The 13,140-nt window shown below is 67.5% G+C and carries 10 protein-coding genes, 1 tRNA gene and 1 pseudogene; 3 read left to right on the top strand and 9 right to left on the bottom strand.

All coding sequences use genetic code 11. The features are described from left to right. Nucleotides 1-497: pseudogene (locus AC1DEY_RS09955) on the bottom strand (HNH endonuclease); the annotation flags it as partial. Nucleotides 498-1,071: 574 nt separating this feature from the next. On the opposite strand from AC1DEY_RS09955, the gene AC1DEY_RS09950 reads away from it, so the two are divergent. Further along, on the top strand, nucleotides 1,072-2,262 hold the full coding sequence (locus AC1DEY_RS09950; protein ID WP_476867790.1) for an NAD(P)-dependent alcohol dehydrogenase: 1,191 nt from the start codon (nucleotides 1,072-1,074) through the stop codon (nucleotides 2,260-2,262). After that, nucleotides 2,259-2,687: an HIT family protein gene (locus AC1DEY_RS09945; RefSeq protein ID WP_476867789.1), complete on the top strand. Its 429-nt coding sequence runs from the start codon at nucleotides 2,259-2,261 to the stop codon at nucleotides 2,685-2,687. The genes AC1DEY_RS09950 and AC1DEY_RS09945 overlap by 4 nt, the downstream gene beginning before the upstream one ends. Before the next feature lie 53 nt (nucleotides 2,688-2,740). On the opposite strand, the gene hrpA is transcribed toward AC1DEY_RS09945, so the two are convergent. Together hrpA and AC1DEY_RS09935 are read right to left on the bottom strand one after the other, a co-directional pair. Beyond that, nucleotides 2,741-6,781 carry an ATP-dependent RNA helicase HrpA gene (hrpA, locus tag AC1DEY_RS09940; protein ID WP_476867788.1) on the bottom strand — a complete coding sequence of 1,347 codons (4,041 nt, stop codon included), beginning with the start codon at nucleotides 6,779-6,781 and terminating at the stop codon, nucleotides 2,741-2,743. A gap of 193 nt (nucleotides 6,782-6,974) precedes the next feature. Continuing rightward, nucleotides 6,975-7,142 (bottom strand): hypothetical protein, encoded by a 168-nt coding sequence (locus tag AC1DEY_RS09935; RefSeq protein WP_476867787.1) that lies wholly within the window; start codon nucleotides 7,140-7,142, stop codon nucleotides 6,975-6,977. 93 nt (nucleotides 7,143-7,235) lie between these two features. On the opposite strand from AC1DEY_RS09935, the gene AC1DEY_RS09930 reads away from it, so the two are divergent. Beyond that, a complete protein-coding gene (locus AC1DEY_RS09930) occupies nucleotides 7,236-8,201 on the top strand; it encodes a GlxA family transcriptional regulator (protein WP_476867786.1) in 966 nt (321 codons plus the stop codon). 8 nt (nucleotides 8,202-8,209) lie between these two features. Here AC1DEY_RS09930 and AC1DEY_RS09925 read toward each other — a convergent pair whose 3' ends face one another. From AC1DEY_RS09925 to AC1DEY_RS09900, 6 genes are all read right to left on the bottom strand, one after another. Further along, nucleotides 8,210-8,509, bottom strand: coding sequence for a protealysin inhibitor emfourin (locus AC1DEY_RS09925; protein WP_476867785.1), 300 nt, complete (start codon nucleotides 8,507-8,509; stop codon nucleotides 8,210-8,212). A 59-nt stretch (nucleotides 8,510-8,568) separates the two neighbouring features. Continuing rightward, a complete protein-coding gene (locus AC1DEY_RS09920; protein ID WP_476867784.1) occupies nucleotides 8,569-9,642 on the bottom strand; it encodes a M4 family metallopeptidase in 1,074 nt (357 codons plus the stop codon). A gap of 195 nt (nucleotides 9,643-9,837) precedes the next feature. Continuing rightward, nucleotides 9,838-9,910: transfer RNA gene (locus tag AC1DEY_RS09915), tRNA-Arg, on the bottom strand. A 160-nt stretch (nucleotides 9,911-10,070) separates the two neighbouring features. Further along, nucleotides 10,071-11,630 (bottom strand): FAD-dependent oxidoreductase, encoded by a 1,560-nt coding sequence (locus tag AC1DEY_RS09910; RefSeq protein WP_476867783.1) that lies wholly within the window; start codon nucleotides 11,628-11,630, stop codon nucleotides 10,071-10,073. Further along, nucleotides 11,627-12,499, bottom strand: a complete 873-nt coding sequence (locus AC1DEY_RS09905; RefSeq protein WP_476867782.1) for an FAD:protein FMN transferase — start codon at nucleotides 12,497-12,499, stop codon at nucleotides 11,627-11,629. Before AC1DEY_RS09905 ends, AC1DEY_RS09910 begins: the two co-directional genes overlap by 4 nt. A 36-nt stretch (nucleotides 12,500-12,535) precedes the next feature. Next, nucleotides 12,536-12,973, bottom strand: coding sequence for an FMN-binding protein (locus AC1DEY_RS09900; protein ID WP_476867781.1), 438 nt, complete (start codon nucleotides 12,971-12,973; stop codon nucleotides 12,536-12,538). Between the last annotated feature and the right edge of the window lie 167 nt (nucleotides 12,974-13,140).

Raw genomic sequence — 13,140 nt, 5'->3', positions numbered from 1 at the left:
TGCGCGGCCCGGTCCGTCACGGAGCGAGGGTCGCACCGGTAGGAGGCAGCCCGGGCTGCGGCGGTGATGGCCCGATCGCCCAGCCCGGCAAGGGTGCCGGTGTCCGGGGCGAGTTGGGCGTCGACGGCGGTACGGTCGGCGGCGCTCAGGCAGGCGGTCTCGCGCACGAGGAGGGTGGCGCGCCATTCATTCAGAACCCCGGTTTCCATTGCGGTGAGGGTGTGGGGCATCTCGGTGACTAAGGCTTGGGCCAGCCCCAGGAGGCGGCCGCCTTTGGCGGGGGATTCGCGCCGGGCCAAAGCGATCTGCGCGCCGATCCCGGCCCCGAGATCCTTGGCGGCCACGCCTTGGCTGGCCTGGGCGCGGCGCTGGAGCAGGTCGAAGGTCACCGCGATCCGGGCCTGCGCGGCGGCCGCGGCCGACTTCACGTCCTCGAGTTCCCGGAGCTGGTCGATCATTCCGGCACTGTCCGTGGCCGGGCGGAGGGCGGACACCATCCGCACCAGGTCACCGGCGGACGCCATCAGCGGTGGGTCCGGAATCGCGTCCGGAACGGAAGCAGGAGCGTGCCCGGCGCGGCCGAAGCCGGTGCCGCCGTGCCCTGCCGGAACCCCTTTGGGCCCCTGATTGCCGTCCATAAATCCAGTCTCCCAAAGGGGTCCGACATTGAAGGGAAGGTGTCGGATTGGTGTTGGAGAGATGCAGCCGGTGGAGTAATTGGGGAATCATTGTGACCGAACCGTGTGGAGTGCTTCCGGAGGAGTTCGCGCGCAGGGCTGCGGCGGCCCGGGTCCATAATTGCGTTGAAAGCCCGTGGAGTAGCTGCCGGAGGGTGTGGCCGTGATCGAACCCCGTAGTGCTCCCGCGGCGGCTTAGCCCGCAGTGTGGCGGACCGCCGCAGGGCAATAGTGCCTCGGCGGCCGGCGTCATATGTTCAGCGTGCCGGGTCAGACGCCCGCGGCCCAGGGACCGGAGTGACGCCCGGGGCCCGTGGACCGGTCAACAGTGCCCACACCGCGGCTGGCCCCACCAAAGTGGAATACGGACCGGGACCGGGGGTAGCGTCAACGTATGACACCTGGACGTCCCGTACCCCCGCCCCTCGCCAAGCCGCTGCCGGATTCCGAACCCACTTCCGGCACCACCGAGCACACCACCGCGGGCAGCGTGGCGCAAACCGCCGGCCCCACCCTGGCCGCCGCGTACGGTGCCACCGCACCGGATAGCGGACTTGTTCCCTTGACCGTGTCCCGCCGGGCGCCGAAGGCGGACGATGTCGAGATCGCCGTCGAATTCTGCGGACTGTGCCACTCGGACGTGCACGCCACCCGCGGCGAATGGGGCGGCGACACCTATCCGTTGATCCCGGGCCACGAGGTCGTCGGCCGGGTCACCCGGCTTGGCTCCGCCGTCGATGACTTCACGGTGGGTGAGCGCGTGGGCGTGGGCTGCATGGTGGATTCCTGCCGCGAATGCGAAAGCTGCCTGGACGGCCTCGAGCAGTACTGCGAAAACGGCCTGGTGGGAACCTACGGCGCTAAGGATCCCCGCAACGACGGCGCCATCACCCAGGGCGGCTACGCCACCTCCATCGTGGTGGACCGGAGCTATGTCCTGCGGGTCCCGGAGACCCTGGATCCTGCCGCCGCCGCGCCCCTGCTGTGTGCAGGCGTCACCACGTATTCGCCCCTGAACTACTTCGAGGTCGAGGAAGGCGACGTGGTCGGCGTCGTCGGACTGGGCGGCCTCGGCCACATGGCCGTCAAGATCGCCAAGGCCATGGGCGCCGAGGTCAAGGTCTTCACGACGTCGGAGAACAAGTTCGCCGCGGCGCGCGAGCTGGGCGCCGACGACGTCATCCTCTCCACTGATCCGGCCGCTATGGACGCCGCGAACCGCAGCATCGACGTCATCATCGACACCGTCGCCGCGCCGCACGACCTCAACCCCTACTTCCGCACGCTGCGCCGCGACGGCGCGCTGTTCCAGCTGGGCATGCCCCCGACGGCGATGCCGTCCGTCAATCCCGGGGCGCTGATCCGGCGCCGGATCGCGTACGCGGGGTCGCTGATCGGCAGCATCGCCGAGACCCAGGAGATGCTGGATTTCTGCGCTGAACACGGCGTGGTGTCCGACGTCGAGGTCATCGGCGCGGACCAGCTCAACGAAGCCTACGACCGCATGGTGGCCGGCGACGTGAAGTACCGTTTTGTCCTGGACGCCAGCACACTGGGGTCACCGGCAGAAAAGGCAGACGCGTGAGCACTCTCTTCACCAAAATCATCAAGGGCGAGATCCCGGGCCGCTTTGTATGGCGCGAGGACGACGTCGTGGCATTCCTGACCATGGGCCCGCTGGCCGACGGCCACACCCTCGTGGTGCCCACTGAGGAAGTGGACCGCTGGACGGACGCCTCGCCGGAGGTCCTCGGCCGGGTCATGGAAGTTGCCCGCAAGATCGGTGCCGTCCAGGTGGGCGTGTTCGACGCCTCCCGGGCAGGGCTCATCGTGGCCGGCTACGAAATCAACCACCTGCACGTCCACGTGTGGCCCTCCAACTCGATGGCGGACTTTGATTTCGGCTCGGCGGACCAGCACCCGGATCCGGCCAGGCTGGACGCCAACGCGGAAAAGCTCCGCGAAGGCCTCCGCGCGGCCGGCCACGCCGAGCACGTCCCGGCCGCCTAGAAACGACGCCACCCACGGCCGCCAACTGGCGCCGGCGCAGCACCCCAAGGGGTTTACGCCGGCGCCAGCACTTTGTTGAGCGCCGCCCGGATGCGCTTCTCGGACACCGAATAGGCGGTCCCGAGTTCGACGGCGAAGAGGCTCACCCGCAGTTCTTCGATCATCCAGCGCACGTGGGTTAACTCGGCGCCGGCCCGCCGTCCAGGCAGCAGCGCGGAGACGGCGTCGTCGTAGTCGTCCTCGAGGGCCTGGACGGCCGCCATGTGCTGGGCGTCCCGCTGGACGTTGCCTGCCAGCTTCTCGAGGCGCTTCTCGATCGCCGTGAGGTAGCGGGGCAGCTGGCTGAGCTGGGCGTAGCCCGTCCGTGCCACAAAACCCGGGTACACGAGCTGCTCCAGCTGGCTCTTGACGTCATTGAGCGCGCTGATCAGGGCCAGGCTCGTGGTGCCCTTGAGCTGCTTTTCGATCCGGCCCGTGCTGGCCAGGATGCGCTCGACGACGGCGGTCACCGTGAAGACCGTATCGATCAGCTCCGCCCGGACAGTCTCGTAGAGCGCCTTGAACGATGCCTCGTCCCAGGGCAGCCCGGCCGGCGTGAGCTTGTCGATGGCGGCCAGGGCGCAGTCAGCGATCAGGGCAGTCACGGAGCCGTGCGGGTTCTGGCTGAACGTCAGTTTCTCGGTGTTGTTCAGGTGCTCCAGGACGTACCGGTCCGGTGGCGGCACCTTGAGGGCCAGGAGCCTGATGACTCCGCCGCGCATGGCTTCCTGCTGCTCGGACGCAGTCTGGAACAGCCGCAGGGCCACGGAAGTTCCCTCGTCCACCAGGGCGGGATAGCCGGTGACGGTGTGCCCGCCCACGCTGCCCTGGACCTGGCGTTCGACGGTTCCGAACGTCCAGTCCTTGAGCCCGGACTTTTCTGTGAACCCGCCAGGGGACGCGGCCGCACCGAGGAGAGGCGCCGACGTGCCCGCCCGAGCCGTCCGGGTCGTTTCCTTCCCGTTCGAGGTCCCGTTCGTGGCAGCTTTCCCCCTGGCCGCAGTCCCCTTCGCCGGGGCGGTGGTGCCAGGTGTGGCGCCGAGGGATTCCGCGATTGCCCGGCGGGTGGCAGGGGCAAGCCGCTCCTGCAGCGCGCTGAGGTCTTTGCCCTCATCCAGGACCTTGCCGCGGGAGTCGACCACCCGGAAGCTGACGCGCAAGTGTGCCGGCACGGCGTCCCAGTTCCAGGAACCCGGCGGGATGACCTGTCCGCGAATCCGGCGCAACACGAGCTCCAGGGAAGACTCGAGCTCGTCCGTTGCGGGATCGAAGTCGGCTTCCAGCGCCGCGACGGCCTGGCGGGCCACGTCCGGCGCCGGGACGAAGTTCTTGCGGATCTGCTTGGGCAGCGACTTGATGAGCGCCGTCACGAGTTCCACACGCTGCCCGGGGATCAGCCAGCGGAACGCGGCGTCGTCGAGCTGGTTCAGGAACAGCACGGGGACCTCGGCGGTGACGCCGTCGGACGGATTCGGCGGCGAGCCGGGCGCAACGGGGTGGAACTCGTAGCTCAGCGGCAGTTCAAAACCCTTGTGCAAGAGCGTCTTGGGATAGGCCGATTCGTCCAGGGCCGCGGCGTCCTCGCTGATCAGCAGGGACTTCTCGAAATCGAGCAGCGCCGGATCCTGCTGCCGGGCATCCTTCCACCACTTGTCGAAGTGCCGCTCAGAAACGACGTCAGCGCCGATCCGGGCATCGTAGAACTCGAACAGCGTCTCGTCGTCCACCAGGATGTCCCGGCGCCGCATCCGGGCCTCGAGCTCCTCGACTTCGTGGAGGAGTGCGCGGTTGCGGTGGAAGAACTTGTGGTGGGTCTGCCAGTCACCTTCGACCAGGGCATGGCGGATGAAGAGCTCACGGCAGAGCTCCGGTTCCACCTTGCCGTAGTTGATGCGCCGGCTCGGGATGATGGGCACCCCGTACAGCGTGACCTTTTCGTGGGCCATCACCGAGCCCATCTTCTTGGACCAGTGCGGTTCGCTGTAACTGCGCTTGACCAGGTCCGGGGCCACCTGCTCGGCCCAGAGCGGATCGAACTTCGCCGCGACGCGGGCCCAAAGCCGGCTCGTCTCGACGAGTTCGGCGGCCATCACGAAGGTGGGTGACTTCTTGAACAATGCCGAGCCCGGGAAGATCGCAAAGCGGCTGCCGCGGGCGCCGGCGTACTCGCGCTTGCGCTCGTCGAGGATGCCGACGTGGCTCAGCAGCCCCGAGAGCAGGCTGATGTGGATGCCGTCGTGGTTGCCCACCGGATCGGCAAGGCGCTTGTTGTCCAGGCTGATGCCCAACGGCCGGGCCATCTGCCGGAGCTGGGCGAACAGGTCCTGCCACTCCCTGACCCGGAGATAGTTGATGAATTCAGTGCGGCAGAGCCGGCGGAACGCCGTGGAGGAGAGCTCCTGCTGCTTCTCCTGCAGGTAGTTCCACAGGTTCAGGTAGCCGGTGAAGTCCGAGTTCTCGTCCCGGAAGCGGGCGTGCTTCTCCGCCGCGAGCTGCTGCTTGTCGGTCGGGCGCTCACGCGGGTCCTGGATGGTCAGGGCGGCGGCCAGGATCATGACTTCGCGGACGCAGCCGCGCTTTCCGGCCTCCACGATCATCCGGCCAAGCCTGGGGTCCACCGGCAGCTGCGCCAGCTGCTGCCCGACGGCGGTGAGTCCGCTTCCGGGGCGGCCGGAACCGCGGCGCTGCCCGCCGTCGCGCTGCCCGACGTCGTCCGTTGGCTCCTGCTGCCGGGCGGCGCTGAGGGCGCCGAGTTCGCGCAGGAGGCTGACGCCGTCGTTGATGGCGCGCGAATCCGGCGGCTCGACGAACGGGAAGTTCTCTACATCCTTCGGTCCGCGGGCCACGCCCATGGCGGTCATCTGCAGGATGACGGCCGCGAGGTTGGTGCGCAGGATCTCCGGGTCCGTGAACGGCGGCCGAGACTCGAAGTCCTCCTCGGAGTACAACCGGATCGCGATACCGTCGGAGACACGGCCGCAGCGGCCCGAGCGCTGGTTGGCCGAGGCCTGGGACACACGCTCGATCGGCAGGCGCTGAACCTTGGTCCGGTGCGAGTAGCGCGAGATGCGCGCGGTGCCGGTGTCGATGACGTACTTGATGCCGGGGACAGTCAGCGAGGTTTCGGCGACGTTGGTGGCCAGCACGATCCGGCGCTTGCTGCCGGGGTGGAAGACCTTGTGCTGCTCCTGCAGGCTCAGCCGCGCGAACAGGGGAAGGACCTCGGTGCCGGCCAGGCGCCGGTTGGACTGGATGCGGGTGTTGAGTGCCTCCGCCGCGTCGCGGATTTCGCGCTCGCCGGAGAAGAAGATCAGAATGTCGCCCGGCGCCTCCGTTGCGAGTTCGTCGACGGCGTCGCACACCGCGTCCAGCGGGTCCCGGTCCTCCTCGAGTTCGTCGTCCGCAGCTGCGCCTTCCCCGGCTCCGTCTTCGGCGCCGCCGGCGGGCTGGGACAGCGGGCGGTAGCGGATTTCCACCGGGAATGTCCGGCCCGAGACCTCGATGATGGGGGAGGGCTCTTCCTCGCTGCCGAAGTGCTTGGCGAAGCGCTCCGGATCGATGGTGGCCGAGGTGATGATGATCTTCAGGTCCGGGCGCTGCGGCAGGATGCGCTTGAGGTAGCCGAGGATGAAGTCGATGTTGAGGCTGCGCTCGTGGGCCTCGTCAATGATGATGGCGTTGTACCTGCGCAGGAGCTTGTCGCGCTGGATTTCCGCCAGCAGGATGCCATCGGTCATGAGTTTGACCTTGGTGGACCGGCTGACCTCGCCGGTGAAGCGGACCTGGAAACCCACTTCTTGGCCGATCTCGACGCCGAGTTCCTCCGCAATGCGCTCGGCCACCGTGCGGGCCGCCAGCCGGCGTGGCTGGGTGTGCCCGATCAGTCCGTTCTCGCCCAGGCCGAGTTCCAGGCACATCTTGGGAATCTGGGTGGTCTTACCCGAGCCTGTCTCGCCGGCGATGATGGTCACCTGGTTGGCCGCGATGGCGGCCATCAGATCTTCGCGGCGCTCGGAAACCGGCAGGTCGGCGGGGTAGGAAATATGAAATGTCATGGCTGGAGACAGTCTACTGGGGCGGGCTGTCTACCGGAGTGGCGACGGCGGACGTTCAGTCACCCTGTTCTGGCACGCTGGGCCGTCACACGGTTGAACTCGGGTGGTCGCCTGCGCTGCTAAGTCCTGGCGCATGTCGAGGGCCCGGTCGGTGACCGGGCCCGATGGGCAGGTGGGCAATACGTGCGCGGACTCAGAAGTTCCGGAGGGTGTAATTGATGCTCGGCAGGTCCCGGGCCATCCAGTATTCATCCGAGCGGACGGGAGGAGTGTGGCCGAGGCCATCCTTGCGGAGGGCGGCGATCGTGGCGGTGACGCCGGCAAGAACCAGGATGATGAGGGCGAATCCGAGGAGTTCCATACCTCTATGGTTCTCCGGTTCGGCCTCTTAAAAAAGTGGCAGAAATGACCAAAAAGCTATAATTTCTGCCACTGTTTCTGCCACAATGGAGTCATGATCAAATCAGTGGCAATGATCGTGGTCCCCAACTTCTCGATCTTCGAGTTTGCGACCGCCTTTGAAGTCTTCGGCATAGACCGGTCGGACCGCGGAAACGGCGTGCCAAGCTTCGATTTCCGCGTCTGCGCTCCGGAGCCCGGCGACGTCCCGCTCAAATCCGGCCTGTCCATGCACGTTGGTCTCGGGCTGGAAGCAGCCGCGGACGCGGACCTGGTGGTGATGGCGCCGTACGGCCGCGACGAGGATGTTCCCGAGTCCGTCCTGGACGCATTGCGGGCGGCGCATGCCCGCGGCGCCTGGGTGATGTCCATCTGCTCCGGGGCCTTCGCCCTGGCCCGCGCGGGGCTGCTCGATGGCCGGCGCTGCACCACGCACTGGCACTACTCCCAGGAGCTGGCCAGCCGGTACCCCGCTGTCCTGGTGGATGAAAACGTCCTCTACGTCGAGGACAGCCGGATCATCACCAGCGCCGGCACGGCCGCCGGGATCGATGCCTGCCTGCACCTGATCCGCGTCGAGTTTGGTGCAAAAGTGGCCGCCGCCATCGCCCGGGACATGGTGGTCCCGCCGCACCGGGACGGCGGCCAGGCCCAATACATCGACCGGCCCATTCCGCAGTGCGGCTCGGAGCCCATGGAACGGCTGCTGCAGTGGATGGTGAGGCATCTGGACGAGGAACACGCGGTCAACGAACTGGCAGCCCGGGTCCATATGTCGCCGCGGACGTTCGCGCGGCGCTTCCGCGCGGAAACAGGAGCCACCCCGGCGGCATGGCTCAATTCCCAGCGGGTGCTGCGCGCCCAGGAGCTGCTGGAGACTACGGAGCTCAATATCGACGAAGTGGCGCGGGAAGCCGGCTTCGGGCATTCGGTGCTGTTGCGGCACCACTTCGCAAAGGCGCTGGACACCAGCCCCCAGTCCTACAGGCGAACGTTCCGGGGACACCTGGCCACAGCCTAGTCCGCGGGTCAGTCAAGGCCCGGCGGAGCCGCCTCCTCTTCGGCCGCGGCCCGGGCGCAGTCGACGAGGTCGCGCCATGGTCCTGTCAGTTCACGCTCCGGCAGGACCGCCCGGCGCTGATCGGCCCGGATGCTGTACATGAACCGGTCCGGCTGGCCGGCTGCTCCCACAGTCCCGCCGACGGCGTCCCATGGGCAGGCCTCGATCAGCGGCTGCCACCGGTCCGTGTCGTCCGGCGGCTCGGGCCGGACAGTCCACGTCAGTTTCATGCCGGCCACGCCGCCGCTGCGCTGGACAGTGATTTTCATTCGACTCGGATCTTCATTGGACTCGGATCTCAATCGGACTCGATCCGCAGGGGCCTGGCTTATCGTCGGGCTCCCGGGAACTTGACCTTCACAGTTTCCCACGCGGAGCGCACGGCGTCATGCTCTTTGGAATCCTCCCCGAAAAGCTCCTTGGCTGACGCGGCAGTGGCCTTGGCGAAGGCGCCGAACGTGGCATTGGGGGATAGTGTGCCGCCCGTCAGGGTCTCGTACCAGATCCGTGCCGGCGCATCCCAGGCATTGCCGCCGAGGGAGGTGGCAACCAGGCAGAACGCACGGTTCGGGATGCCGGAGTTGATGTGCACTCCGCCGTTGTCCGCACTGGTGCGCACGTACCCGTCCATCGAGTCCGGCTGCGGGTCCTTGCCGAGCACGTCGTCGTCGTACGCCGTCCCCGGGGCCTTCATGGACCGCAATGCGGACCCCTGCACCTGGTCCGTGAAGAGGCCCTCGCCGATCAGCCAGCTGGCCTGCGCCGTCGACTGCTTACGGAAGTACTGCTCCACGAGAGCCCCGAAGACATCGGACATCGACTCATTCAGGGCGCCGGCCTGATTGCGGTAGAGAAGCCCGGCAGAGTACTGGGTGACCCCGTGGGTCAGTTCGTGGCCGATCACGCTGAGGGATTTCGTGAACCGCTCGAAGACCTGGCCGTCGCCGTCTCCGAAGACCATTTGCTGGCCGTCCCAGAAGGCGTTGTCATACAGGCGGCCGTAGTGGACGCTGGCATCCAGGCGGAGGCCCTTGCCGTCGATCGAATTCCGTCCGAAGGCTTCCGCGTAGAGCCGGTGCGTGTGCCCCAGGCCGTCATAGGCCTCATCGGCGGCGGGATCGCCAGTGGGCGGTTCGCCTTCTTTGCGGACCACGCTGCCGGGCAGCTGCTCGGCGAACTTGGCGTCGTAGACCGTCCGTTCCGGCGGAGAAGGCTTGATCTCCCGCAAGCCAGGCTGGCCGCCGGGCCCGGGCACGGTGCGGGAGGCCTGGAAGCCAGGCACGTGCTGCAGGGCTTGCTTGGCCGCCCGGGCGGCCAAGGAGAGCTCAGGCTCGCGCTGTGCGGCCAGGCGGCGGAGCATATAGGGCGGAATGATGGAGCAGTACGGAGTTGGAACGAACATGAGAGACCCCTTCACGCTACGGGGCGTGCCGGATAGCCGCCACCGATGACATCAGACTACGAGCGGGGACTGACATTCGGCAGGGTCAAAACCGCTGGATTTGCGCGTTTTTCGCCGACCTCAGGCGGATCGGGAAACAAAAAACCCCGCCGTTTCAGTGAAACGGCGGGGTTTTCCGGCGATGCCGGTATTTTGTGCCCTCGATAGGATTCGAACCTACGACCTTCTGCTCCGGAGGCAGACGCTCTATCCCCTGAGCTACGAGGGCATCCAGGGATCCTGCCGTTACCGGCGGGACGTCCTAGAGCTTAGCAGGAAGGTGGCCTCCAACGGAAAATCGCCACTCATTTGTGGAGCCACGTGCATGCCAACTGCCCAAAATGCCCGTGAAACTCCGGGGCGGATCCGGCCCCTCGGCAGCCGGTCTCTCAGTAGCCGGTGAAGGAATCCACATGGACGCGGCGGGCACCCGCGCCACGTGCCGCGGCCCGCAGCGAGCGCACGCTGGCGGGCGAGCCGGAGACGAAGACCTCCCGGCCGCCGATGTCCGGGACCAGCTCCTTGAGGGCCGCCGCGTCAATCCTCCTGGCGCCCGCGTTGTGCATGAAGGCCGGCGGCGCCGAACCGTCGGCAAGGCGCGCCAGGACTCGCGCGCCGCAGCGCTGCAGCTCCTCGGCATAGGCCAGTTCTTCGGGATTCTTTGCCAGGTACAGCAGGACCGTGTCACGGTCAGTTGTCGGCGCCCCGGCCAGCTGGGCCATGTAGGGGGTGATCCCGATTCCGGCCGCGATGAGCAGCACGGGGGCGGCCGGGTCCCGGGGCAGGACGAAGTCGCCGCCCACGGTGGTCGCGGTAAGAGAGTCGCCAGGTGCAAGGGCCAACAGCGAGCGCTTGGCGGAGGACACCGGCTCCGCCGTCCCGACGCCGATCGTCAGCAGGGGTGCGCCGGGGGCGCTTGTCAGGCTGAACACGCGCCGGATTCCCTTCCCATCGCCCTTGCCGGCACGCCGGTCGCGAGCTTTGTCCGGCGGCAGGTGCAGTTCCAGGGACTGCCCGGGGGTAAAGCGCACCTGGCGTTCCGGGCGGAAGCTGAACTCCGTCGTCGTGGGCGTCAGCACCCGGGAACCCTCAAAACGCAGCCGCACCGCGCCCCGCTGCCCGGCGGCGAAGGCGAGCACATTGCCCACCAGCAGTGCCAGTTCGGGGGAGTTGGCCACGAACCCCAGGTTGTACGGAACGGCGAACAGCACCCCGACGACGGCGGCCAGTGCCAGTTGCTGCCAGCGCCGCGGTGGCAAGGTGAGCGGTTCGGTGAGCATGAACCCGACGAAGAACAGCACCGGACGCTGCGCAAAGGTCTGCCATAGCGCCTCGGGAACGTCCAGCCCGGCCCGCAGCAGGTCCGCGGCCACGATGGAGACGGCCACGACGGTGAAGACGGCGGCCATGGTGACTTTGCGGGTCCGGTACAGCACCAGCAGCACCCCCGGCAGCACCAGCAAGAGCATCGACGATGTGGCCGCCCACCAGGTGGCAATGTTGAGCCCGGTCAGTCCGGCGAGGAAGGCGCCGGCCGCGGCCGGGTTGAAGATGTGGCGGCCGCGCCAGGCCAGCGCATACTTCGAGGCCGAGGCCAGGACGCAGGCCAGGGCGACGCCGCCGATTTCGGCCACCTGGAGTCCCTGGGTCAGCTGGCTGGGCCAGAAAAGGAAGTACAGCAGCAGACCGGTGATGAGCGAGGACTCCGTGTGCGGACGCACGTGGAAGAGCGCGGCCAGCCCCTGGCTGGAGGCGTACGTCAGGCCAAGGCACAGGACCAGGTGGGCCAGCATTTCCGGCAGCCCGAACGTCAGCCAGCCCAACACATTGAGCAGCAGGCTGTAGCCGGCCAGGACGGCCAGGACCCACAGCACCAGCCTGTACATCGTGAGCCGGCCCAAGGCGGTATCCAGCCTCGAGCCGATCGGAGTGGTGGTGATGGCAGTCATGAAAACAGCGCCCCTTCAAATTCGGCTGAATATTCCGCGTGCCCGTCCGAATAGGCCGTGAGCCAGGCGAAATCGAACTCCTGCTCCAGCCGCGGACCGTCGACAAAAAACAATGCTGTGGCGAGCGCATCGGCCACCATCGCCGTCCCGGCCATGGCCCAGCTGGCGACGACGGTGCGCACCGGCGCTCCCGTGGTGCCGTCCAGGACGTGGTGGAACCCGTCGCCCCAGACCCGCCGGTTCGCGGCGGAGGCGCACAAGGCGCCGGCCTCCAGCCGGACCGTGCCAATCGCCTGGGTGGGATCGTAGGGGTGCTCAAGGGCCACCACTACAGGATCCGGCCCCGGGTTCAGGAGGTCTCCGCTGGCATCGATGAAGTGCTCGGCGATGCCGTCCTCCCGCAGTTGCGCGGAGAGCAGATCGGCCAACTGCCCTTTGCCGGCCGCGCCGACGTCGATCACCACCGGTGCCGAGGTGGTGAGCACGGTGCCGCGCCAGTCCAGTACATCCTCCCACCGCGGCGCGGGAAGCGGCGCGCCGCCCGGGCGCAGTGAGTAGTTGGCGTCATAGCCCAGGCGCTCCAGGCTGCCGCCGATCAGCGGGGTCATCGCGCCGTCAGTGAGCCGGTACAGCGTGCCGTACAGCTCGGCCAGGGCGGCTGATTCTTCGGGCAGCTCAACGCGGCCAGGCGTTCGGGCGGCGTCCGCAATGAGTGAGTCGGGCCGGAACCGGGACCACGCGGCGTCGTACGTCTCCACCGTGGCGAGCAGTCCACGGCGGTGTTTGCCGGAGAGCCGGGACGGCGTGGAAATCTCCCAGCGGGTCCCGATCCCGTCAAAGCTGAAGTGCGACCAGCCCGGATGAGGCACGATTCCTCTGTTCCTGCTCCTCTGTCCCCTGCAGGGTTACTGGGCCTGTGTCTTGATATCCGCCACGGCCTGGTTGAAGCCGCCGCTGGTCAGCGAGGATCCGGCCACTTTGGACACCTTGATCTCGTCCAGCTTCTTGCCCACCACCTGGGCCTGGATGCCGCTGGCGAACTCGCCCTGGAACTTGCGGGTGTTCGGATTCGACGGGTGCGGCGTGATCTTTACATCGGACACCGAGCCGCCGGCCAGGGTCAGTTCCACGCCGACAGTCTCGGTGCCGTTGGGCGAGGTGTAGTGGCCGTCGGCACTGTACGTGCCGTCCTTGTAGGACCCGGTGGTTGCGGCGGACTCGGACGCCGGAGCCGCGCCCTGTGCAGCCGGCGGCTGCGCGGCCGGGGCGCAGCCAGCCGCGGTTCCGGCGACGGAGAGGCCGGCGATGCCGACGAGGACGCTTTTACGGAAGGCGGAATTCATGCGGGACTCGATTCGTTGCAGGATCGGACAGCCAAAATATCGTGGCACTGACAGAGTTGACGACGTTGTTTTTAGGGTAACGGTTCACCCTTGGTGCGAAGCACTGAAGACCTTGGGTTTTCCCGGACGCTGCCGTTTCCCTCGCGCAGACGTCATGCCGGGCGCGG

Source organism: Arthrobacter sp. 05T47 (genome assembly GCF_056395825.1).
The sequence above is the reverse complement of the archived record's forward strand: the minus strand, read 5'-3'. Positions and strand labels throughout refer to the sequence as shown.